General features: G+C 43.7%; 11 protein-coding genes. 2 read left to right on the top strand and 9 right to left on the bottom strand.

Annotated features, from left to right (window positions below):
* The 5 genes from MMO42_RS17695 to MMO42_RS17670 all read right to left on the bottom strand — a co-directional run.
* Positions 1-5,519 (bottom strand): BapA prefix-like domain-containing protein (locus tag MMO42_RS17695; protein ID WP_347005711.1); only part of this gene is annotated, 5,519 nt, incomplete at its 3' end.
* A 370-nt stretch (positions 5,520-5,889) separates the two neighbouring features.
* Entirely contained in the window at positions 5,890-7,080 is a 1,191-nt protein-coding gene (locus MMO42_RS17685) for an HlyD family type I secretion periplasmic adaptor subunit (RefSeq protein WP_241321528.1), read from the bottom strand.
* Entirely contained in the window at positions 7,077-9,218 is a 2,142-nt protein-coding gene (locus MMO42_RS17680; protein WP_241321527.1) for a type I secretion system permease/ATPase, read from the bottom strand. The genes MMO42_RS17685 and MMO42_RS17680 overlap by 4 nt, the downstream gene beginning before the upstream one ends.
* A complete protein-coding gene (locus tag MMO42_RS17675) occupies positions 9,215-10,651 on the bottom strand; it encodes a TolC family protein (protein WP_347005712.1) in 1,437 nt (478 codons plus the stop codon). The genes MMO42_RS17680 and MMO42_RS17675 overlap by 4 nt, the downstream gene beginning before the upstream one ends.
* An 814-nt stretch (positions 10,652-11,465) precedes the next feature.
* Positions 11,466-11,795, bottom strand: coding sequence for a hypothetical protein (locus tag MMO42_RS17670; RefSeq protein WP_241321525.1), 330 nt, complete (start codon positions 11,793-11,795; stop codon positions 11,466-11,468).
* Between the two features lie 518 nt (positions 11,796-12,313).
* On the opposite strand from MMO42_RS17670, the gene MMO42_RS17665 reads away from it, so the two are divergent.
* Positions 12,314-12,700, top strand: coding sequence for a carboxymuconolactone decarboxylase family protein (locus MMO42_RS17665; protein WP_241321524.1), 387 nt, complete (start codon positions 12,314-12,316; stop codon positions 12,698-12,700).
* Between the two features lie 139 nt (positions 12,701-12,839).
* Here MMO42_RS17665 and MMO42_RS17660 read toward each other — a convergent pair whose 3' ends face one another.
* From MMO42_RS17660 to MMO42_RS17645, 4 genes are all read right to left on the bottom strand, one after another.
* Positions 12,840-13,730, bottom strand: coding sequence for a LysR family transcriptional regulator (locus MMO42_RS17660; protein ID WP_241321523.1), 891 nt, complete (start codon positions 13,728-13,730; stop codon positions 12,840-12,842).
* 20 nt (positions 13,731-13,750) lie between these two features.
* Positions 13,751-14,476, bottom strand: coding sequence for a helix-turn-helix domain-containing protein (locus tag MMO42_RS17655; RefSeq protein WP_241321522.1), 726 nt, complete (start codon positions 14,474-14,476; stop codon positions 13,751-13,753).
* Positions 14,477-14,664: 188 nt separating this feature from the next.
* Positions 14,665-15,030, bottom strand: coding sequence for an outer membrane protein assembly factor BamE (locus tag MMO42_RS17650; RefSeq protein ID WP_241321521.1), 366 nt, complete (start codon positions 15,028-15,030; stop codon positions 14,665-14,667).
* Between the two features lie 85 nt (positions 15,031-15,115).
* Positions 15,116-25,168: an ESPR-type extended signal peptide-containing protein gene (locus MMO42_RS17645; protein ID WP_241321520.1), complete on the bottom strand. Its 10,053-nt coding sequence runs from the start codon at positions 25,166-25,168 to the stop codon at positions 15,116-15,118.
* Positions 25,169-25,431: 263 nt separating this feature from the next.
* On the opposite strand from MMO42_RS17645, the gene MMO42_RS17640 reads away from it, so the two are divergent.
* Positions 25,432-26,514 (top strand): AraC family transcriptional regulator, encoded by a 1,083-nt coding sequence (locus MMO42_RS17640; RefSeq protein ID WP_241321519.1) that lies wholly within the window; start codon positions 25,432-25,434, stop codon positions 26,512-26,514.
* The last annotated feature ends 96 nt before the right edge of the window (positions 26,515-26,610 follow it).

The raw sequence follows: 26,610 nt of genomic DNA, 5'->3' as shown, positions 1-26,610 counted from the left end.
GTAGGTTCAGATTCGTTTCCAGCAGCATCTGTCGCAGTCACATCTACCACTTCACCATTGGTTAATGGGTTTGCTAGATCTACTGTGTAGTTGCCATTTTCATCGGTAACCGCTGTACCCAATACGTTGCCGTTTTGGTCTTTAACAGTCACTGTTGAACCTGGTTCTGCTGTACCAATCACCTGTGAACCGTCTTCATTGAATTCAGCTGTTGGTGCATCTGGCGCATCTGCATCTGCATCTGCATCCGCATCCGCATCCGCATCGGCATCGGCATCCGCATCTGCATCTGCATCTGCATCGGCATCGGCATCGGCATCGGCATCGGCATCTGCATCGGCATCCGCGTCGGCATCCGCATCTGCATCCGCATCCGCATCCGCATCCGCATCCGCATCGGCATCGGCATCGGCATCAGCATCCGCATCCGCATCCGCATCCGCATCAGCGTCGGCATCCGCATCCGCATCCGCATCGGCATCAGCGTCGGCATCCGCATCCGCATCTGCATCTGCATCGGCATCCGCATCGGCATCGGCATCGGCATCCGCATCGGCATCTGCATCAGCATCTGCATCGGCATCGGCATCGGCATCGGCATCAGCGTCGGCATCCGCATCGGCATCCGCATCGGCATCAGCATCTGCATCGGCATCCGCATCGGCATCGGCATCGGCATCGGCATCAGCGTCGGCATCCGCATCGGCATCCGCATCGGCATCCGCATCGGCATCAGCATCGGCATCCGCATCGGCATCGGCATCGGCATCAGCATCCGCATCAGCATCAGCATCAGCATCAGCATCAGCATCAGCGTCGGCATCAGCATCGGCATCGGCATCGGCATCTGCATCCGCATCTGCATCGGCATCGGCATCAGCATCTGCATCTGCATCGGCATCCGCATCTGCATCTGCATCGGCATCAGCATCCGCATCTGCATCGGCATCGGCATCTGCATCAGCATCCGCGTCGGCATCAGCATCGGCATCGGCATCTGCATCAGCATCCGCGTCGGCATCAGCATCGGCATCGGCATCCGCATCAGCATCCGCATCGGCATCCGCATCGGCATCGGCATCCGCATCGGCATCGGCATCCGCATCAGCATCGGCATCCGCATCTGCATCGGCATCCGCATCGGCATCGGCATCCGCATCTGCATCTGCATCTGCATCAGCGTCGGCATCAGCATCGGCATCGGCATCAGCGTCGGCATCAGCATCCGCATCAGCGTCGGCATCAGCATCCGCATCGGCATCGGCATCAGCGTCGGCATCAGCATCGGCATCTGCATCAGCATCGGCATCCGCGTCGGCATCCGCATCAGCATCAGCATCGGCATCAGCGTCGGCATCCGCATCCGCATCAGCATCAGCATCAGCATCCGCATCAGCATCCGCATCTGCATCCGCATCCGCATCGGCATCAGCATCAGCATCAGCATCAGCATCGGCATCGGCATCCGCATCGGCATCGGCATCAGCGTCGGCATCCGCATCGGCATCGGCATCAGCATCCGCATCAGCGTCGGCATCAGCATCCGCATCAGCGTCGGCATCAGCATCGGCATCGGCATCAGCATCCGCATCGGCATCCGCATCGGCATCTGCATCGGCATCAGCATCCGCATCGGCATCCGCATCGGCATCGGCATCCGCATCCGCATCCGCATCGGCATCAGCATCCGCATCAGCATCGGCATCGGCGTCGGCGTCGGCATCCGCATCGGCATCCGCATCGGCATCGGCATCGGCATCCGCATCCGCATCGGCATCAGCATCTGCATCCGCATCCGCATCTGCATCGGCATCAGCATCTGCATCGGCATCCGCATCTGCATCTGCATCGGCATCAGCATCCGCATCTGCATCGGCATCCGCATCCGCATCCGCATCTGCATCAGCATCCGCGTCGGCATCAGCATCGGCATCGGCATCAGCATCGGCATCCGCATCTGCATCGGCATCGGCATCTGCATCGGCATCAGCATCGGCATCCGCATCGGCATCCGCATCCGCATCCGCATCCGCATCGGCATCAGCATCCGCATCAGCATCGGCATCGGCGTCGGCATCAGCATCCGCATCGGCATCTGCATCCGCATCCGCATCTGCATCGGCATCCGCATCGGCATCGGCATCCGCATCAGCATCGGCATCCGCATCTGCATCGGCATCGGCATCAGCATCTGCATCGGCATCTGCATCGGCATCTGCATCTGCATCCGCATCGGCATCAGCATCCGCATCCGCATCAGCATCGGCATCCGCATCAGCATCGGCATCCGCATCAGCATCCGCATCCGCATCCGCATCTGCATCGGCATCGGCATCCGCATCCGCATCAGCGTCGGCATCAGCATCCGCATCCGCATCGGCATCGGCATCAGCATCCGCATCAGCGTCGGCATCCGCATCGGCATCGGCATCGGCATCAGCATCCGCATCGGCATCTGCATCGGCATCCGCATCGGCATCGGCATCGGCATCGGCATCGGCATCCGCATCCGCATCGGCATCAGCATCTGCATCGGCATCCGCATCTGCATCTGCATCTGCATCTGCATCAGCGTCGGCATCAGCATCGGCATCGGCATCGGCATCGGCATCCGCATCTGCATCGGCATCGGCATCCGCATCGGCATCTGCATCGGCATCCGCATCCGCATCTGCATCTGCATCCGCGTCGGCATCCGCATCGGCATCGGCATCGGCATCAGCATCGGCGTCGGCATCCGCATCGGCATCTGCATCGGCATCCGCATCTGCATCGGCATCGGCATCCGCATCTGCATCCGCATCTGCATCGGCATCGGCATCGGCATCGGCATCCGCATCGGCATCAGCGTCGGCATCTGCATCCGCATCTGCATCGGCATCGGCATCTGCATCGGCATCTGCATCGGCATCGGCGTCGGCATCAGCATCGGCATCCGCATCCGCATCCGCATCCGCATCGGCATCGGCATCGGCATCCGCATCCGCATCCGCATCCGCATCCGCATCCGCATCGGCATCGGCATCGGCATCGGCATCAGCATCCGCATCTGCATCGGCATCAGCATCGGCATCCGCATCCGCATCAGCATCGGCATCCGCATCCGCATCAGCGTCGGCATCAGCATCGGCATCGGCATCGGCATCAGCATCAGCATCAGCATCTGCATCCGCATCAGCGTCGGCATCTGCATCGGCATCAGCATCAGCATCGGCATCCGCATCAGCGTCGGCATCAGCATCAGCATCAGCATCCGCATCGGCATCGGCATCGGCATCTGCATCGGCATCCGCATCCGCATCGGCATCCGCATCCGCATCTGCATCTGCATCTGCATCAGCATCAGCATCCGCATCTGCATCCGCATCTGCATCAGCGTCGGCATCAGCATCAGCATCCGCATCCGCATCAGCATCCGCATCAGCATCAGCGTCGGCATCGGCATCGGCATCAGCATCCGCATCGGCATCTGCATCGGCATCGGCATCCGCATCCGCATCCGCATCGGCATCAGCATCCGCATCGGCGTCGGCATCCGCATCAGCGTCGGCATCGGCATCGGCATCGGCATCGGCATCAGCATCCGCATCCGCATCCGCATCCGCATCCGCATCCGCATCCGCATCGGCATCTGCATCTGCATCGGCGTCGGCATCCGCATCAGCATCCGCATCCGCATCCGCATCAGCATCCGCATCCGCATCGGCATCAGCGTCGGCATCCGCATCGGCATCAGCATCAGCATCCGCATCGGCGTCAGCATCGGCATCCGCATCAGCATCGGCATCGGCGTCGGCGTCGGCGTCGGCATCTGCATCGGCATCGGCATCCGCATCCGCATCCGCATCCGCATCCGCATCGGCATCGGCATCGGCATCCGCATCGGCATCCGCATCCGCATCGGCATCTGCATCTGCATCGGCGTCGGCATCAGCATCCGCATCCGCATCAGCATCCGCATCCGCATCCGCATCGGCATCAGCGTCGGCATCCGCATCGGCATCAGCATCCGCATCGGCGTCAGCATCGGCATCCGCATCAGCATCGGCATCAGCATCTGCATCGGCATCGGCGTCGGCATCAGCATCCGCATCCGCATCAGCATCCGCATCCGCATCCGCATCCGCATCCGCATCGGCATCGGCATCAGCATCAGCATCCGCATCAGCATCCGCATCCGCATCCGCATCCGCATCCGCATCAGCATCAGCATCGGCGTCGGCATCCGCATCAGCGTCGGCATCGGCATCGGCATCGGCATCGGCATCAGCATCCGCATCCGCATCAGCATCCGCATCGGCATCGGCGTCCGCATCGGCATCCGCATCTGCATCAGCATCGGCATCGGCATCGGCGTCGGCGTCGGCATCTGCATCCGCATCCGCATCCGCATCCGCATCCGCATCGGCATCGGCATCCGCATCGGCATCCGCATCCGCATCCGCATCGGCGTCAGCATCGGCATCCGCATCGGCATCAGCATCTGCATCGGCATCGGCGTCGGCATCAGCATCACTATCTGCGTCACTGTCAGATTCACCATTATCTGGTGCGGTTACTGTAACTTCTGGAGATTTATTACCGGCTTGGTCTTCAAGACCTACTTTGATTTTTTCACCATCGGTTAATGGCTCATCTAATTTAACTTCAAACGTACCATCTGGTTTAACTGTACCTTCACCAATGACATTACCATCTTCATCTTTGATGATAACTTTGGCTCCAGGTTCACCTTTACCTGTAACTGTTTTACCATCTTCACTAACTGCTACATCTGTTGGTGCTGTTGGCGCAGTCGTATCTGGTGCATTCACTACAACTTCAGGAGATTTATTACCTGCTTGATCTTCAAGACCTACGGTAATTTCTTCTCCATTGGTTAATGGTTTATCTAGTTCAACTTCAAACGTACCATCTGGCTTAACTGTACCTTCACCAATGACCTTACCATTTTCATCTTTGATGATAACTTTGGCACCAGGTTCACCTTTACCTGTAACTGTTGTGCCGTCTTTGCTAACGACCACACCTGTAGGCGCTGCTGGGGGTGTTGTGTCTTTTGGTTCACTTGACGAAGATCTATCTTTATCATTGTCATTATGAGCCCACCACAAAATCCCCGCACCTGCTAATGGTACTGACAACCATGCCCAAGGGGATGCAATACCATCATGGTAAAGTAGAGGCTCAATATCTTCTATGTAACTAAAAGTGATATGTTCTAATAATGCTCCATTACTATCCGTAAATTGCACCCAAATTAATTTATGATTGTTATCCTCAAAAACCAAACTATTATCAGTTGAATAGTTCCCACCATTGAAGAAGTTAACTATTACTATTTGTTCACCATTTTTTAAAGTAATAATTGCATTTCTGCCATCCTGCTTTATTTCAGCAACATCATCTTTATTTACCTTAACTAAAACGACTGATGCCTCTGAAAGAGAAACAGTATCTTTTGTTGTAGTTTCTAAAGTCTCATGACTTTCCTTAGAAACAACCCTTATTTCCGACATATTTTCTGCCCCTTAATAGGATTATTTATTAAACGAATCCAATTCAACGCTCTAAAATTTAAGAAAATAAAAAGAGCCCAAATTAGTGAATAAGTTAGATAAAATAAAGGTCAACCTCAACACAGAAATTAATTGTAAACATGAATTGAGTCACAAAAAAAAGATCAGAGAAGTGTGCAATTATTAATCAACACAGTTGAACAAAAAATACTCATTGCTTTTCAATTACTTAATAAAAATTATTATTATAGATATTAATTAAAAATTTTTATGCTTTAAAACACATGTAATAAAAACCATATCTTTAAAACAAAAACATTAATAAGAATATGAATTATTAATCATTATAATTCATATTCTTATTATAAACCTATCTTTCACGCAATGCTTCTTTTGCCTTATTAAATGGTTTAAGAAGGTAATTTAATATTGTTTTCTCTCCAGTACGAATATCTACTGTAGCAATCATACCTGGGGTAATAGAAAACTCTTTTTCCTGCTTATTATAAAGCTTATCTGAATCTGTTCGAATATATACACGATAGTAAAACTGATCCTGTTTTACTTCATCCCGGATGGTATCGGGTGATATCACCGTTACTTTGCCAGTTAATCCACCATAAATTGAATAATCGTATGCCGTAATTTTTACCAAAGCCTCTTGCCCTGGACGAATAAAGGCAATATCTCTCGGCAGAATACGGGCTTCAATCAAGAGTTTTTCATCGATCGGTACAATCGTCATTAACTTGCCATTTTGTGGTATTACGCCACCATGTGTTGTTACGGCAATTTCTTTAACCACACCTCGAACAGGTGCTCTAAAAACTGCTCGCTCTAAACTATCATTACGTCCCAGAACAACTTGTTGCTGAGTTTGAATATCCGTATTTGCTTTCGATAATTCTTCACGAGCTTTAACATAATACTGGTTACGTGCATCGTTCATTTTATTCTGCAAATCATTTGCCGAACGTCGTAAACGCAAAACCTCAACTTCACTCGCGGCTCCTTTAGAAACCAATGGCTCAGTCATTGCCAATTCCTGCTGCACGAGTTGTAATGCTTCTTTGAAGCCTGTCAGAGTTTGCTCCTGATCCTCTTTACGGGATAAATATAATGCAGTTTCTTCATCTACCAACTTTTGATCTTTAGCAACAATTTCAGGAAAGACTAAAGGTGTTCCATTAACCTCAGCACGTAAACGAGCTGCAGTAGCTTGAGCAGCAACTAACAGCGATTGAGATTCCCCTACATTTGATGCAAAACGAGTTGGATCCAATTGCGCTAGAATCTCACCCTTTTGAACAATATCTCCTTCTTGTACATTCAGTTTGGTTAGAATCCCCCCTTCCAAGGACTGAATTACCTGCTCCTTTGAAGATGGTATGACTTTACCCGTACCTGTGGAGACCTCTTCAAGATTAAATATCCAGGCCCAAATCAAGAGAATTAATAGACCGATACCAACGATCCAGATCACTAAACTTGCACGAGGCAAAGAAGGCTCGGTGTAAGAGACATTCATTGGGCGGTTTGATGCCTGTTGTTGATCACTCACAAACTATCTCCTTGTTTAACTTTTTTCTCTTGAGCCGTAGATTGATTTAGCACTTGATCCCGCGGACCATCCATTACAATCTTGCCATCACTTACAACGATAATCCGATCGACTAGCTCCAACACTGCACGTCGGTGAGTTGCAACAATCAATGTTCGATAAGAAAGCCATTCTTTTAAATGACTGATCAGCTGTTTTTCTGCGACATCATCAATAGATGCTGTCGGTTCATCTAACAGGAGAATATTCGGTTGGCGAATCAATAATCGAGCCAATAAAAATGCCTGTTTCTGACCACCAGAAAAACCAACGCCGCCTTCTAGAATTAAATGGTCTAAACCTTCTTTTTTTTCTTGGACTACCGAAATTGCGCCCGTAACAGTCAAAGCCCGAAAGATGTCCTGATCCGTTGCCAGTGGTGCACCCAAAGTCAGATTTTCACGAATGGTTCCGTAAAATAAATGTGCATTCTGGTTCAATAACCCCATATCACGTCGTACATCTGATGGGTCGATTAAAGACAAATCCAAACCGTCAAGATGAACTGCACCTTGTGTTGGTTCCTGCATACCGGACAATAATTGAAGTAAAGTAGATTTTCCCGCACCATTACGGCCTAATATTGCAATCCGTTCACCCGCACGAATTTTTAAATGTCGAATCGCTAAGCTTGGTTTAGGATCATCCTCTGAATATTGGAACAAGATATTTTTTAATTCATAGTCTCCATTTAAAACAGTCTTATGAACCAGATGCGCCCGATCAGCCTGATCAACTGGACGTTTCATTAATTCATCCAGACTTTGTTTAGCGACTTTAGCCTGCTGTAAGCGTCCCAATATCCCTGTAATCTGAGAAATTGGAGCTAACATTCTTGATGATAAAATTGAACACGCAACCAAAGCACCTGTCGTCATTTCACCCGCCATTACAGCAAAACAGCCGACTAAAACGACCATGGCATAAGTCAAGCCTTGAATCTTTTGTGTCCAAGCCATCAAAACGCCTACAATTTTACGTTGCTTCATCCCAATATCAGCTGAAATTTCATTCATATGATTCCACTGATTCTGGAAGCGAGATTCTGCCCTTAATAACTTGATATCTTCGATACCCTGTACAGCTTCAACCAAAATTGCATTACGAATAGAGGACTCACGCATTCCTTCTTGAGCTAACTGCGCTAATTTTTTTTGTGCCAAAATAGCAGGCAAAATCATAAGTGGAATAACGAATAGCATTACCCAAAATAAATTCCCACCAATCAGGGCAAAAATAATGAGAAATAAAATGAAAAAAGGAAAATCAGCAATTGCACCAATCGTAGTTGAAGTAACAAGTTCCCGAACACCCTCAAGTTCGCGAATTTGAGAAATAAAACTTCCTGTCGATTTGGAGCGATCTTTATTTTTAATTCTTAATGCATGCCCAAAAACGCGGTCTGAAATACGCAAATCTGCACGTTTACCAATAATATCAGATAGATAAATTCGTGACACACGTAGTATAAACTCGAAGACTGCTGCAATTAGCACTCCCCCAGCCAACACCCATAATGTTGAAATAGATTGCGAAGGTACAACACGATCATAAACCTGCATCGAAAAAACAATGGTTGCCAACGCCAACACATTGGCAATTAAAGAGGCAAACATGATATCGATATAACGCTTCCAGTCACGTAAAGCGATTGACCAGAACCAACTCGCTTCATAAGGTTTTATATATTCATCAATCCGCGCATCAGGAATTGAAGCCTCTGGACGCAAAATATAGACATGTTTGATCGTATGCTCTAATGCATGAATATGAAAGGTTTGTGATAGACCTTGATCACCACTCAATTGAATACTTAAATTTCCGTCTTTATCCGCTTTATCGATCACCCCTACATGGCCATCTTTAAATTCAGCGATAACAGGCAAACGCCAAGGATTTAACAGCTCTGCCGAAAATTTAGATTTACGTAAATTCAAGCCAACCTGACGCGTGATTAACTGCAAAATATCGTCTAAATTTTGGTTTTGGTTCCAGTCCAACTGTAAACGGATTCTTTCTTCAGACGGTTCGATCCGATAATGTTTAGCAACTGCAAGAATTGCTTGCAACCAAGGTTGATAGTTTATCTTTGTCATCATGGTTGAACTTCAAACCCCTGAATTGAAATATTATTTAAGCTATAAGCCTGTCGTGAACGACCTGTCGCAGCAATGTACTGAACAATACTGTTATAAATGTCATACCGTGCTGTTTCGAGTTCTGTATTTGCGCTATGGATTGCTTGTTCAGCGTTAAGTAAATCGACCAACGAACGTGTGCCGAGCTTGTATTGTTCCTGGTAAAGTTCACGAGTACGAACTGTGGTTGCTTGTCTGTTTGCTAAAACCAACATCTGACGCTGCCTGTTTTCGATCTGCTCACGGCTGGTTCTAATCTGATCCAAAACATCTCTATAAACAGAGTTCACCTTAGATTTTGCAGCTTCTTCTGCATAACTTGCCATTTTGACCTGAGAAGCAGTGGCTCCCCCTTGATAAAATTGACTTGTCGCCTCCAACATGATTGAACTATAAAAACCATCATCTTTATTATTATTGGGATTACGGCCATTGAGTGCCTGATTTAATGATCCCTTAACGGCCAATGTTGGATAACGACTTAAACGAGTTTCGTTTTTTTGTGCTTTGGCAACCTCGACACTGGCCTGCGCTGCAATCATTTTAGGAATAAAATTGAACTGAGGTTCACCATATAAATCCGACTGCTTGACTAAGTCTGTAGGGATTACCCAAACTTTATTAAAAACATCGACATTTAAAAGTGTTGCCAGATGTTGTTGATATTGACGCAATAAAGACTGTTGAGCGATTAAACTAGACTGAGCTGATTCCAAATAAGATTGCGCTTGAATAGGATCAGCCTGACTACTAATACCTGCTTTAGCCCGCAGATTCGCAATTTCTTGAATCCGCTGAATGCCCGCTATCTGTTGTTCGGCAATTTTATTTAGCTGAAGATAACGCTGAATATTAATAATTGTTTGAGCAACGTCTTGTGCATTTTCATCAATACTGACCAGAACATTAGCTTGTTCAACTTGAACTTTGGCTTGCGCTACTGAAACACCTGATTTTATTTTTCCAAAATCATAAAGCATTTGGGTTGCATTTAGACTCAATAATTGCCGTCCACGCTCCCCAGTTGTTAAATCGCCAGTAGTAACACCACCTGAAAGTTGAGGGTAGTAGCCTGCTTTCGCGAGATCGATACCTGCATTTTGTGAAGACAAACTGGCTATGGCCTGAGAAATATCTGGATTTTGTTGAATCGAGAAATGAATAGCCTCAACTAAATTAATGGTTTTTTTTGACATCATAGAAGATGTTGATGAAAAAGTGCCTTCATTTCCTAACGTTTGGAATGGATTACGATCTGTTTGGAAGTCGCTCAACTTTTGTAAATCAACGAATCTATAACTTTGATCTGGTGTTGGCATGAAAAATTGAGAAACTTTTTTCCTTAAACTCTTTTCTGGTTGAGTTGATGTTGAAATTGTTTCAGCGTTTGTTATAGATACGGTAGAAGCAATACAGCAATATAGAAAAAAATGAGGACTTGATCTAAATATAAATAGAAGCTGATTTTTTGGAAAAAATATTTTACTCATCAGAAGATCTAAACTCTTGAAATACTATAAATAAAAAAAGCGGTCAGCCTATATTCATAAAAACTTTCAACCCCTTACTTTTATTAGAAAATTTTTTTAGAGAATAGATAAATATAAGAATAAAAAAACATCAAAAACAAAAAAAAATAGAAACATTCAACTAACATATTATTTTTAATAAAATTTAAATATTTTAAAAGTGTTTAATACATAGAGTAATTAAAAACATTCCAAAAAATTAAAGACAAAACTAACACAAACATGTCCAAAACATATTGTAAACAAATGCAGTCGGTGCATTTTTGGGATAAACATATTTCACATCAATGTAATAAAAATCAAAACCATCAACCACATATATAAAATTATTATTTTTAGACAAAACACGAGCACAAATAACTCTCGACCCTCTAAAACGTCTCGAACGGTTATAGATTTTAAAAACAACAAAATCATTAAATTCAATATTTTCGACATTAACAGGAATATATCCCCCACATCGACTACACTTCCAATTCTTCATAAATTTACGCAAAAAAATTCATATTTATCTATAAACTTAAGAAAGTAAATATTATAAAACATATGTAGAAAAAATTAAAAATAAAATTTATAAATATAAACCACCACTTATCTGTAAAAACTCAACTTAAAAGAATAAAATAAAAAAATATTTGACTAAAACTCATCAACAGATAAATTAGATATAAATTTAAAACTACAAAATTTCATCTTTAACTATAGTCAATTCTCTTTCTTCAACAATTACAAAAATAGTTTCACAAAAATTTGCAGTGCCACTTTCTATGAATTCAGTTTCCATCACATCCAAATGAAAATGGCTTTCTCTATAGACTTCCTCAAATAATAAAAGCATATCCTGTGAAAAACCACCGATACAACTATCTTTAAAGTCTTTTAACTCACGATCAACTTCTTCACGCATTAAACCCAAAAAATATCGACGGGAAGTTTCACTATTGCTATCACAAAAAAAACTCGTACTTTCATCTAAACCTTTTTGGAATACCATTTCATAAATTTTCATTATTTATTGATACCTAAAACCCACTGATAATAAAAAATATATTTAAATTATAAAAATACCATTAAAAACCACCAATTAAAACTTAAAATAAAATTAAAAACATGCCCCTATTTAAATAAAATCTTCAACAATAAAAAAATAAAAGCACATATCCACATCTGTTAATAAAAACAAAAAAGAGCATATGTTTTAAATAAAAATAATTTAATAAAAGCAAAATCCAGTCATTATAATATAAATTAAAATACCATTAAATAAATCTTAACAATATTCCAGTCCCATAATCTCCTAAATAGGCCTTAAACCCAATCTAAAAGCTTGAAAATCATGCTGAATAGATAGTTTCTAACAGGAAACTTATCGAAAAATCAAAGCTGAATGCTGTTAACTTTATGATATGAAATAGATTAAAGCTTTATAGAGGAATCCAGTGCTTTTACTGTAATCACGATTTCGTTACTATGAGCAATCATTGATAAACAAACTCAATCTTTTTTCGAAGCTAAAAGAGTAAGAATATGTCACAACAAGATTATGAAAATGGTTTAAAAGTTCGTACTGAAGTCATGGGAGAATCTTTTGTAAAACGTGCTCAAGACAATACCGTACCTTTTACTCAACCCTTACAGGACTGGATCAATGAACATGCTTGGGGCTCAACATGGCAACGTGAAGGTGTCTTGCCTCGTAAATATCGTTCGCTCATCACCATCGCATTTTTAACTGCACAAAAAAGCCCAACAGAACTTAAAGGTCATATTCGTGGGGCACTCAATAATGGTGCGAGTGTTGAAGAAATCCAAGAAGTTCTACTTCATAGCCTTCCTTATTGTGGTGCACCAGCAACGCAGGAAGCCTTCCGAGCTGCACTTGAAGTGATTACTGAATATCAAAAAGAAATGTAAGTCTCACTTCACTACAACACTTGAAACAAAATGATTCTGCTACAAAGCCCCTATTTCAATTCGGGCTTTTAGCTTCCATCCGAATAGTTTCATGAAATGAAAAAATTAGAGCAATACGAAACAAAAGAACATAGTATATTTAATTATTAAAATAATGATTTTTTACAACTTCTATAAAAGCATTGGCTTCATCCATACCAATGTGTTGAGCTTTTGCGACGCCTACCTGCAAATAAAGGGAGAAGTCCTTAAGTTCAACTATTTCCAATCCTTGAATTTCTAGGGTAGATGCATTGAAGAATGATTTCGGATAAATCCCTAAACCCTCTCCATCCAAAATACTTTGTAATTGAAGCTCTACGCCAAAGATTTCTTTATTAATATAAAAACCAAGTTTTCTCTCATATAAAACTTTAGACAAACTCTCTCTAAAACAGCAGCCGTCAGGATGTAGTACCCACCCCTTTTTACTACACATTTTCAGGTTGTTATATTTATAAGCATCTCCTTTTTTGCCAATAATCACCAGTGGAAGAGTACCAACTTCGAAAAATGAAATATTGGTTGTCAAGCCAAGGTTTGATGGAATCATAAGCGCCGCTAAATCAATTTCTCCCTCGTAGACTTGTTGAACTAGACTACACCCCCAGCCACTGTAAATATCAATTTCATAATATGGGTTAAGCTTTTTAGACTCATGAATAACATAATCCAAAATATCATCGATAAATGTTTGGGCGATTCCAACTTTAATATTTTTTTTGACTATCTCTCCATTTTCAGTATGGAAGTTTGCCAGTGATTCTAATTGCTTCAATATAAAGCAACTTTTTAAATAAACTTTCTTCCCTAAACTTGTTAATTGTAATGGCCTTGTCTTGCGATTAAATAGTACACCTTTAACCATTCCTTCCATATGACCAATACGTTTCGTGACGGTAGATTGATTAACACCCAATTTTTCGGAAGCAATAGTGATGGACTGATTATCAACTACGTATATAAAAGTTTTTAAATCTCTAATATCCAAAACTTTATACCTCCATCAAGTTATTTTAAATATTTCCTAAACTGACAAGGTGAACATCCTGCCCAATTTTTAAATGCACGTGTAAATGCACTATGTTCTGTATACCCCAATGTATATGCAACATCAGACAACCTGACATCTTCATTTTTTAATAAAGCCAATGCTTTTTCGTGTCTTTTTTGTTTTACTAATAATTTAAATTCTTCACCTTCACTTCTTATTCTTTTAGATAAAACTCTAGGTGTTAGTCTCATCTTTTTTGCAACTTTAATTAAATATGGCTCTCCTTCAGATAAAGTATTGTTAATTTGAATATTCACTTTTTCGATAAAATCTATCCCACCCTTATTCTTCTGTGCATATGACGCCAAAAAAGTATCCAAACACAGATCATCTAATTTTTTGCAAACCGTAATCGCATTAAATAAATCGCTAGAGTATAAAGAATTTTTATACTCATCATTTGGGCTGGATTCTAATATACAATGTGTATCTTCCATCTCAAGGCTATCAATTAGATATTTCATGCCTTTCAAAAAATCATTAATTAAAAAATCTTGGCTTAGCGTTTCACACCGATAAACTAAAATAATTCTGAAATAATCTAAAGATAAATTCTTAATAAGAGAGAAAAACTGATCGACGTCTAAACGAAAAAAAATAACCGCATGTTTTAGATCTTTATTCCCGACTTCAATAATATGCAGTTTTATATTTTTTTCACAATGTGAAAAAGTATGAAACATATTATCCATCTCATATGTCAACTTTTTAAAGCTTAACAAACTTTAGGATTCTTTTTTTACCAGTTTATATCTTTTAAATAATCATTTTAGGAAAATTAAACATGAAAGTTACCGTATCCTCACATGTTTAATTCAAGTTGATAAGCCTCTAATCTGCTGTTCATAGATGCCTAAAAAATCCTCACCCATCACGAAACAACACTCTCCTGACATGCCTCTCCCATCCAAGATAGACGCTCAGCTATATATTTTTTATTAAAATCAATACGCAACTGACAACGTTTATACTTTTGCGTATTCGGTACACGGACAACCAACACATAATTCCATGTTTTAACTCCTATTATCCTTTCATTAAAATGCGGATTGCCTAAAATATGACGTATTTGGTCTTTATTCATGCCCGTATCTAAACGAGCCACATCGTCATATTCATAGCGTTTAACCAATTTCAGATAACTATTACCTTGTTCTGGAAATTCGATTTCCTGAGAAGGTGGTACTTCAGCATTCGCTTGGTTTTGCACAGTATTGCCGATAACAGCAATCATCATTAAAAACATTATTTTATTCATGTATTTATTCTCGCTTCATTGTTATTGAGGGAAAAGGGAGAGCCTTTCAACTCTCCCAAAAGGTTTAGTCAATTACACCACTTAAGCCAAGACGGAAGCTTGGATCACCTTGTGAAGCAGCGGCAACGCCACCGGTCAATGACCAGCGCCCGTTGTCTGCTGTCTTACGTAACGTCGCACCAAATGCATTTTCTCCACCGTGATAAGCAGCACCAACCGCATAGGTATATTTACCAGCGACAAAAGGTGCCGCCTCTAATGCAATCGCAGCAGCTACACCAGCATTGGCTTTTTTCTCTACATCATCAATTCTACGATTGGTATCATAGAACGCCTGTTGCATCTGATCGCCTAAATTAGTAATGCGGTTATCAAGTGCCTGATCAGCTTGATTCAGGGCCCCTAAAGCATCGCCGACATTGTTATGCGTACCACCTGCAACGTTATAAGTCGGTCCTTTCCAACCCTTCTCAGGATCATAGCCAGCTCCTCCGCCTAACGCAGAACCTACATCTTGGTAAGACTGATGTAACTGACCACCATTGATGCCGTCTTGTGAACCTTTAGCAATCGTTCCATCCGCAACGCCTGTCACTTTCTTACCGCCTGCATTAATGCCGTCGGTCGTCATGCTTGGCCCTGCTTCTCCTTTCGGTCCAGTGATGCTAATGCCGCCACCTGTAATGTTAGTCGTGCCTTTGTCACCCTTAACATTTACTTGATTGGCATTCACATCTTTCGCTGTAACACTATCGACACTGATATCTTTGGCTAAGCCAACCTCGTAGTCTTTACTACCATCAGTTCTGGTAGTTTCATTGACAGTAATGTTCTTATCTTTGTTACTTACCGTGGTTTTTGCAGCCTGAGCAGCTTTTCCAACCGCACCAATCGCATCATTGATGTTGTTTTCACCTGTTCCTCCAATGTCCTCAGTCTTAATGGTTCCATCTGGATTGACTGTTGTCTTGCCACCAATCGCTCCTGCAACACTGTCTGATACACCTTTGAGCTGGCCACCATTGATAGCATCTTTCGAGTCTTTAGCAACCTCACCATCAGCAACGCCCGTGACTTTCTTGTCTCCTGCATCAATGCCATCTTTGGTGACGCTTGGGCCTCCTTCAATCGTCAATCCATTGCCATCAACCTTAATACCGCCAGCAGTCACGCTGTCTACTTCTAGATCTGGCGTTGTGGAAACTTCATAGTTGGTGCTGCCATCCTTATTTTTGCTTTCTTTCACAGCAATGTTTTTGCCTTCACTCACTGTTGATTTGGCTTTGGTTGCAGCATCTCCGACCGCACCAATGGCATCATTGATGTTGTCTTTGCCTGTGCCTCCAATATCAGGGTTGGTGTATTTGCCCGTGTTTGGATCATAGACCGTGTTACCACCGATGATGTTCTTCACACCTTCGCCTTGGGCATGTAATTGGCTACCATTGATCGCCTCTTGTGAATCTGCTGCAACTCGTCCTGCCGCGACGCCACCAATCACTGTATTGCCTGCGTTAATTCCGCCTGCGGTAATGCTTGGTCCAATGTTTGCACCTGTGCCATCAACAAAGCTCAAGCCTTCTTGATTCAACAGTGTGCCTTTGCCTTCCGAGTCTTTGAGCTGGATGCCTTTCGCACCATATTCAGCTTCGTTGCCTTCGCCATCTTTGACTTGAGTTCCTGTCGCAGTGAGGACGGTTTCGTTGCCTTCTTCATCTGTTGCAGTCACGCTGTCAAATTTCACATCTTTGGCGGTTGCAACGTCATAGTTGGTACTGCCATCGGCATTCTTCGTTTCAGTCACAACAATGTTTTCACCTTGTTTGACTGTGGTTTTTGCTGCTTTCGCTGCATCACCGACCGCACCAATCGCATCATTGATGTTGTCTTTGCCTGTACCGCCAATGCTTGGATTGGTGTATTTGCCTGTGTTTGGATCATAGACCGTGTTGCCACCGATAATGTTCTTCACACCTTCGCCTTGGGCATTTAACTGGCTACCATTGATCGCCTCTTGTGAATCTGGGCTGACTGTACCAGGAGCAACACCTGTGATTTTCTTGTTACCCGCATTGATGCCATCTTTGGTGACACTTGGACCATTGGTGATGGTTAAGCCATCTGTGTTCAGGATAGTATCGCCCGCAGTCACACTGTCCACTTTCAAGTCGCGGTTCAGGCTGTATTTAATGTCATTGCCTTCTTTCGCTACTTGTAAGTTTTCTTCGCCATCCGCAGTACCAATATCAACCGTATCACCAGCTTTCACCGCACCAGCGTTTTCTCCATTGCTTTGTAGCGTCCAGCCTTTATCCAATGCGGTGATGGCATCTCCGACATTATTCAGGCTATCACCGTTCACTGTGTAGTTCGGCTTGCTGACGGTGCCATCTGGATTCACAGTTGAACCGCCACCTAAAGCATCAGAGACACTTTGTGCATTCTTCGCCAATTGACTACCGTTAATGGCATCTTTCGAATCAGGGTTGATGTCGCCATCTGTGACTCCTGTGATTTTGCCAGTCGCGCCATCAACCGTAACATCACCCACTTTCACTGAATCAAAAGTAACGTCTTTGGCGGTCGCAACTTCATAGTTGGTACTGCCATCATCATTTTTAGACTCAGTTACAACGATGTTGTCACCTTCGGTTACCGTCGATTTGGCTTTGGTTGCCGCATCACCAACCGCACCAATGGCATCATTGATGTTGTCCTTGCCTGTGCCGCCAATGCTTGGATTGGTGTATTTACCTGTGTTTGGATCATAAACCGTGTCGCCACCGATAATGTCTTTGACACCTTCGCCTTGGGCATGTAACTGGCTACCGTTGATTGCCTCAGTTGAGTCTGCACTCACTGTACCTGGGGCAACGCCACTGATTTTGCCAGTTGCACCGTCAATGGTGACATCACCGACTGTGACTTTGTTAAAGTCAACTTCATCTGCTGTCGCAACGGTATAAATGGTTTGACCGTCTGCACCAGTTTCACTTTCAACAGTGACATTTTTGCCCGCTTCAACCTCTGTTTTTGCTTTAGCTGATTCACCTTTAATCGCATCGGCTACAGTGTCATAACCTTGATCATTGACTGTGAATGGACCATTTAACTTACCACCCTCATTGGTTACACCACCGCCAAGAATATCGCCAGTTGAACCGACGCTGTCATTGAGTTGACCACCATTCACAGCATCTTTAGAACCAGCAGCAACCTCACCATCAGCGACATTGGTAATTTTTTGACCGCCTGCATCAATACCTGTACGACTGACACTTGGCCCAACTGGTGCACCTGATGCATCCGTAAATGCTAAGCCAGTACCATTCAGGAGCGTACCATTGCCTTGGGCATCTTTGATGGTCGTTCCAGCGGCTGTTGTTGCCGTACTATTGCCTTGTGCATCTTTTACAATCGTCCCGCCAGCAACCATCGTGGTTGAACTACCGACCGCATCTTTAACTTCTACACCACTGTTATCTAAACGAGTATTGCCTGCAGTCACACTGTCCACTTTCAAGTCACGGTTCAAGCTGTACTTAATATCGTTGCCTTCTTTCGCTACTTGTAAGTTTTCTTCGCCATCTGCTGTACCAATGTCAACCGTATCACCAGCTTTCACCGCACCTGCATTAGCGCCATTGCTTTGTAGGGTCCAACCTTTGTCCAATTCAGTAATTGCATCACCAACATTGTTCATATCGTTGCCATTCACTGTATAGTTTGGCGCACTGACTGTCCCATCTGGATTGACTGTTGAACCACCGCCCAAAGCATCAGAGACACTTTGCGCATTCTTCGCCAATTGACTACCGTTAATGGCATCTTTCGAATCAGGGTTGATATCACCATCTGTCACACCTGTGATCTTGCCAGTCGCACCATCAACCGTAACATCGCCAACTTTCACTGAATCAAACGTAACGTCCTTAGCAGTTGCAACTTCATAATTGGTACTACCATCAGCATTTTTAGATTCAGTCACAACAATGTTGTCACCTTCCGATACTGTAGTTTTTGCTTCTCTTGCTGCTTGACCTAGACTACCAATGGCATCATTGATATTGTCTTTGCCTGTACCGCCAATATCAGGGTTGGTGTATTTGCCTGTGTTTGGATCATAAGCAGTGTCGCCACCGATAATGTCTTTCACACCTTCGCCTTGGGCATGTAACTGACTACCGTTAATCGCATCAGTTGAGTCTGGGCTGACTGTACCAGGAGCAACACCTGTGATTTTCTTGTTGCCAGCATTAATGCCGTCTTTGGTGACACTTGGACCATCAACAATTGTGAGTCCATCATTGTTGATCACGGTATCGCCCGCAGTCACGCTGTCCACTTTCAAGTCACGGTTCAGGCTGTACTTGATATCGTTGCCTTCTTTCGCCACTTGTAAGTTTTCTTCGCCATCCGCAGTACCAATATCAACCGTATCGCCAGCTTTCACTGCCGCAGCATTCTCTCCATTGCTTTGTAGTGTCCAACCTTTATCTAATGCTGTGATTGCATCACCCACATTGTTTACATCCGCACCATTCACTGTGTAATTTGGTGCAGTCACTGTGCCGTCTGGATTCACTGTTGAACCACCGCCTAAAGCATCAGATACGCTTTGTGCATTCTTCGCTAATTGACTGCCATTGATCGCATCTTTCGAATCAGGGTTGATATCACCATCTGTCACACCTGTGATCTTGCCAGTCGCACCATCAACCATAACATCGCCAACTTTCACTGAATCAAACGTAACGTCCTTAGCAGTTGCAACTTCATAATTGGTACTACCATCAGCATTTTTAGATTCAGTCACAACAATGTTGTCACCGTCCGATACTGTAGTTTTTGCTTCTCTTGCTGCTTGACCTAGACTACCAATGGCATCATTGATATTGTCTTTGCCTGTACCGCCAATATCAGGGTTGGTGTATTTGCCTGTGTTTGGATCATAAGCAGTGTCGCCACCGATAATGTCTTTCACACCTTCGCCTTGGGCATGTAACTGACTACCATTGATCGCATCAGTTGAGTCTGGGCTGACTGTACCAGGAGCAACACCTGTGATTTTCTTGTTACCAGCATTAATGCCGTCTTTGGTGACACTTGGACCATCAACAATTGTGAGTCCATCATTGTTGATCACGGTATCGCCCGCAGTCACGCTGTCCACTTTCAAGTCACGGTTCAGGCTGTACTTGATGTCGTTGCCTTCTTTCGCTACTTGTAAGTTCTCTTCGCCATCTGCTGTACCGATATCAACCGTATCACCAGCTTTCACTGCCGCAGCATTTTCTCCATTGCTTTGTAGTGTCCAGCCTTTATCTAACTCAGTAATTGCATCTCCGACATTGTTCATATCGTTGCCATTCACCGTATAGTTTGGTGCAGTCACTGTACCATCTGGATTGACTGTTGAACCACCACCTAAAGCATCAGAGACACTTTGTGCATTCTTCGCCAATTGACTACCGTTAATGGCATCTTTCGAATCAGGGTTGATGTCACCATCTGTCACACCCGTAATTTTGCCAGTCGCACCATCAACCGTAACATCACCAACTTTGACTGAGTTAAACTCAACATCGTCTGCTGTCGCAACTTGGTAGATGGTTTGGCCGTCTGCACCAGTTCTGCTTTCAACGGTAACGTTTTTACCTGCTTCAACTTCAGTTTTTGCTTTAGCTGACTCACCTTTAATTGCATCAGCTACAGTGTCATAACCTTGGTCATTTACAGTAAATGGACCATTTAACTTACCGCCTTCATTGGTTACACCACCACCAAGAATATCGCCAGTTGAACCGACGCTGTCATTGAGTTGACCGCCATTGACTGCATCTTTAGAACCCGCAGCAACTTCACCATCAGCGACATTGGTAATTTTTTGATTGCCCGCATCGATACCTGATTTAGTCACGCTTGGACCGTTGGCAATCGTTAAGCCATCTGTATTCAGAACACTATCACCCGCCGTTACACTGTTTACATTCAAGTCTTTGGCAAGTTCAATTGCAACTTTTCCGTCTTGGACTTTGGTGGTGATATTTTCATCTGCACCCACAACATCAACCGCTTCACCCAGTTTTTTCTGAACAGTGGTGCCGTCTTGTGCAGTTAAGCCAAAGCCTTTATCGGTTAAGTCTTGTCCTGCTTTATCTAACTGATCTTTATTGACTGCATCTGTGCCTGCAACACCAGGACCCACATTGCTAATGGTGTTACCTGCTGCATCAATACCTGATTTAGTGATGCTTGGACCATTGGCAATCGTTAGACCATCATTGTTAATCACCGTATCGCCAGCAGTGACGCTGTCCACTTTCAAGTCTCGGTTCAGGCTGTATTTAATGTCATTGCCTTCTTTCGCCACCTGTAAGTTTTCTTCGCCATCCGCAGTACCGATATCAACCGTATCGCCAGCTTTCACTGCACCTGCATCTGCACCATTACTTTGTAAGGTCCAGCCTTTGTCTAACTCAGTTAAAGCATCACCAACATTGCTGACGTCAGTACCATTGATATTATAATTCGGTGCAGTCACTGTGCCATCTGGATTCACAGTTGAACCACCACCAAGTGCATCAGAGACGCTTTGTGCATTCTTCGCTAATTGACTACCGTTAATGGCATCTTTCGAGTCAGGATTCACATCACCATCAGTAACATTGGTAATTTTATTACCCGCAGCATCGATGCCTGATTTGGTTACACTTGGACCATCTGTAATCGATAGACCATCGTTATTCAGTACAGTATCTCCAGCAGTGACGCTGTCTACGACTAAGTCTTTGGCTGTCGCAACTTCATAATTGCTGCTGCCATCAGCATTTTTAGACTCAGTCACAACAATGTTGTCACCTTCAGTTACCGTGGTTTTCGCTGCCGCTGCCGCTGAATCTAACTGATCTTTATTGACTGCATCTGTACCTGCTACACCTGGACCTACATTGCTAATCGTGTTGCCTGCCGCATCAATACCAGATTTGGTGATGCTTGGACCATTGACAATGCTTAGACCATCATTATTAATCACCGTATCACCCGCAGTGACACTGTCCACTTTCAAGTCTCGGTTCAGGCTGTATTTGATATCATTGCCTTCTTTGGTTACTTGTAAGTTTTCTTCACCGTCTGCTGTGCCGATATCAACCGTATCACCAGCTTTCACTGCACCTGCATCTGTACCATTACTTTGCAAAGTCCAACCTTTGTCCAATGCGGTGATGGCATCACCCACATTGTTTACGTCAGTACCATTGATATTATAGTTCGGTGCAGTCATTGTGCCGTCTGGATTCACCGTCGAACCGCCACCTAAAGCATCAGATACGCTTTGTGCATTGTTCGCCAATTGGCTACCATTAATGGCATCTTTTGAGTCGGGATTTACATCACCATCAGCAACATTGGTAATTTTATTACCCGCAGCATCGATACCAGATTTGGTCACACTTGGACCATTGGCAATCGTTAAGCCATCTGTGTTCAGAACACTATCACCCGCAGTGACACTGTTTACATTCAGGTCTTTGGCAAGTTCAATTGCGACTTTCCCGTCTTGGACTTTGGTGGTGATATTTTCGTCTGCACCCACAACATCAACCGCTTCACCCAGTTTTTTCTGAACAGTGCTGCCATCTTGTGCAGTTAAGCCAAAGCCTTTATCGGTCAAGTCTTGTCCCGCTTTATCTAACTGATCTTTATTGACTGCATCTGTACCTGCAACACCAGGACCCACGTTGCTAATCGTGTTGCCTGCCGCATCAATACCGTCTTTAGTTACACTTGGGCCATTGGCAATACTTAGACCATCATTGTTAATCACCGTATCGCCAGCAGTGACGCTGTCTACTTTCAAGTCTCGGTTCAGGCTGTACTTGATGTCATTGCCTTCTTTGGTCACTTGTAGGTTTTCTTCGCCATCCGCAGTACCGATATCAACGACATCACCTTTATTGACATCACCGGCATTGGCACCATTGCTTTGTAAAGTCCAGCTACCACCCGCATTCGCCATGGCTTCATCTAACTGGCTCTTGTTCACAGCATCAGTATCATCTGTACCTGCTGCGACATTGCTGATTTTATTCCCTGCAGCATCGATACCTGATTTGGTCACGCTTGGACCATTGGCAATCGTTAGACCATCATTGTTGATTACCGTATCACCCGCAGTTACACTGTTTACATTCAGGTCTTTCGCAAGTTCAATTGCTACTTTTCCATCTTGTACTTTAGTGGTGATATTTTCATCTGCACCAACAACATCAACGGCTTCACCCAGTTTTTTCTGAACAGTGGTGCCATCTTGTGCGGTTAAGCCAAAGCCCTTATCCGTTAATTCTTGATTGCTTTGATCTAATTGATCTTTATTAACCGCATCCGTTCCTGCGACACCAGGACCCACATTGCTAATGGGGTTACCTGCTGCATCAATACCTGATTTGGTGATGCTTGGACCGTTAGCAATCGTGAGACCATCATTGTTAATCACCGTATCGCCAGCAGTGACGCTGTCCACTTTCAAGTCACGGTTCAGGCTGTATTTAATGTCATTGCCTTCTTTCGCCACCTGTAAGTTTTCTTCGCCATCCGCTGTGCCGATATCAACCGTATCGCCTGCTTTCACTGCACCTGCATCTGCGCCATTACTTTGCAAAGTCCAACCTTTGTCCAGTTCTGTCAGTGCATCACCTACATTATTAACCTCATTGCCATTAATGTTGTAGGTTGGATTAGAAACCGTTCCTGTCGTTGGATCGTAGGTTGAACCGCCACCCAAACCACCAGCCGTCGTTTCACCCTGTGCATCAACTACATCTTTTACGGTTTTTAATTGACGGACATTGACCGCATCTGTATCTGCTGCACCATCTGAGACATGTTGAATACGACGTTCGGCACCTGCTTTGCCTACTGATACCACAGAAGCCGGTGCTGCTGTACCTGTTAAATACCCCGTACCCGTTGCGGTAGACGTTTCGCTACCTGCACCTAAAGCAACATCATCTGCATTAGTTGCAATTGCATTCGCCCCTAGGGCAACACTCCGTGCAGCTTTTGATTGAGACTTATCACCCACTGCGACCGCAGAAGCACCTTGTGCATCCGCTTCATTGCCATACGCTGATGAATTATCCCCACCAGCCTTAGCCTGACGTCCAACAGCCGTTGTTTGATTACCCGCTGCTTTTGCACCGGTGCCAACAGCAACCGAGTCAGTCCCATCAGCATTTGGTGCTGTGGCTGCATCATACACATTAGTTCCATTGGTACTGCTACCAATCGCAATACCACGTGTGCCTTTGGTCGTTGCAGATTGCCCCATAGCTATACCACCGGTCGCTCCTTCGGCAACTGTTGCAGTACTTCCCAGCCCAATTCCATAGTTAGCGTCAACATAGGTTTGGCGCCCAATTGCAATGGCAGTATTACTGCGTGCTCGGTTATCTACACCAATTGCAACATTCGAGTTTCCACCATTGGCATCATTCCCAATCCCAAGCGCAGTATTATAACCTGCACCACCAAGACGGTTCCCTTGTCCCACGCCGACATTATGAAAGTTTGCAGTACCGTCTGAAATGTTTGAAGTACCGACAAGCGTCGCACCACCTGGGTTTGAAACTTTATTATTTTTGCCAATCGCAGTAGCAGATGGTCCTATAGAAGCCTCCCCTGTCGGATAATTATTTACACCTGCTCCTCGACGATTATTCAGCTGTTGGTTTGTACCTGTCAAAGCACCAACACTGGTTCCACAACCAATCGCCATTCCGTTGCTACCATTCACGGTTGCCTGCCCATCATTACCACACTGCTGTGCAGTTGGGGACATAGCTAGACTGTTGTTTCCGTTATTACTGACTGTACCACCACCTGTATTAGTTGCAGCAAAAGCACCACTGCTCAAAAAAATTGAACTAATGGTCAGTGCCATTAAGCTGGGTTTAAGCTGAGATTGTTTATAGTTTTCAGTAGAAGAAGAAGCGGCTGTTATAACGGATGTATTTGCCACAACATTACGTTTTTTTGTTACGCCGCGCGCATTTTCTGAAACGACTGTCCATAGACTTAAGCTTTTGTTCCAGACCAATCTGTATATTTTATTCATTAAATAAGTGCCTATAAAAAGGATTCAAGCACCTATAAAACTAAGCAAATAAAGTCACTATACACTTAACAATTAATACTCACTTTTAACAATTAGATCACTTTTTATCAAAAAACTATTGATCATTCCCCAAAAGAATATTAATAAACATTTATATCAATAAAACTTAACAAAATAGGACTTTTAACAGCGAATCCTTAAAAATATATTAGGCTGCTGTATAAATATTTTTAGATTAATATTTATTTTTTATCACGGAAAGCATGAAAAAACAACCACTTAGCATTTATAATGATTATCTAAAAATACTTGTAGATACCGCAACCACCTTCGGCGTTCCTAAAAGCGAAATCATTCGGTATTGTCAAATTCCGCTATCATTGCTAACCGACAACAACACCAACGATCGTATTTTTTTTGATCAATGGATCGATATCGTTACCCGTATGTTAGAGTTAATTCCTAACAAAGGGCTCGGCTATCAATTTGGGCTAAACTGTAAACTGACCGTGCATGGTGCACTTGGTTTTTTAATCATTAGTAATAGTACAATTGGTCGCGTTTTAATTGATATGCAGAAATATTATAGTATGCGTATTCATAAAATGGACCTATCGATTCTAAATAAAAATAATAAAATTATTCTACGACTTACCCCACTTTATCAACTCCCTGCTTATCTAAATGAGAGTAAAAAGAACCTCGTAAATAAATTTTTCTTAGAAAGTGCTTTAGTAGACATTACCACCAATTTGCAAATGATCACCAATTATAACCTGACAGGTGTCAATATCCATGCAGCATGGGAACAAGAAGATTATCATCTGCTTTATGAAAAACGCTTACCTATTATTCACTTCAACCAAGACCATAATCAAATTAGTTTCGACCTTAAATGTTTAGATCTTCCTCTAACCTTTAGCTCTACAAGTGCCTATGCCCTTGCAATGGAGCTCGTTAACAAGGAATATCTTTTTTACCAAGATCAAGACAATAAAATTATTTTAAAAGTGAATCAGCAACTCAAATTCACACCTGGGTTAGGTTTTCCGAGCTTAGTTGATGTGGCGAGCAAATTAAAAATATCCGAAAGAACGCTAAAAAGAGAGCTTGCCAATTCAAACACCACCTTCTCTTCACTGCTGCAATCCAAGAAGTTTGAACTTGCAAAAAAACTGATCGATTCTAATCGTAATATTCAAGAAATATCAGACCTGTTGGGGTATAGCCATATCAGTGCATTTTCAAGAGCATTTTTTGGCTGGACTGGAAAAAAACCGAGTGAGTATATGCGAGAACAAAGAATATCTGTAAAAAACTATTATCTTAATAAGTCTAAATATTAGGATTAATATATTTAATCTACCCTTTATTTTTTAGAAACATTTTAATCCTAAAAAATATACATTTTATGTATTTTTAACAAAAAACGTTCTATTATT

This window comes from Acinetobacter sp. ANC 3882 (assembly GCF_022549545.1).
Lineage (GTDB): Bacteria > Pseudomonadota > Gammaproteobacteria > Pseudomonadales > Moraxellaceae > Acinetobacter.
This window is presented reverse-complemented; position numbering and strand designations above follow the sequence as displayed.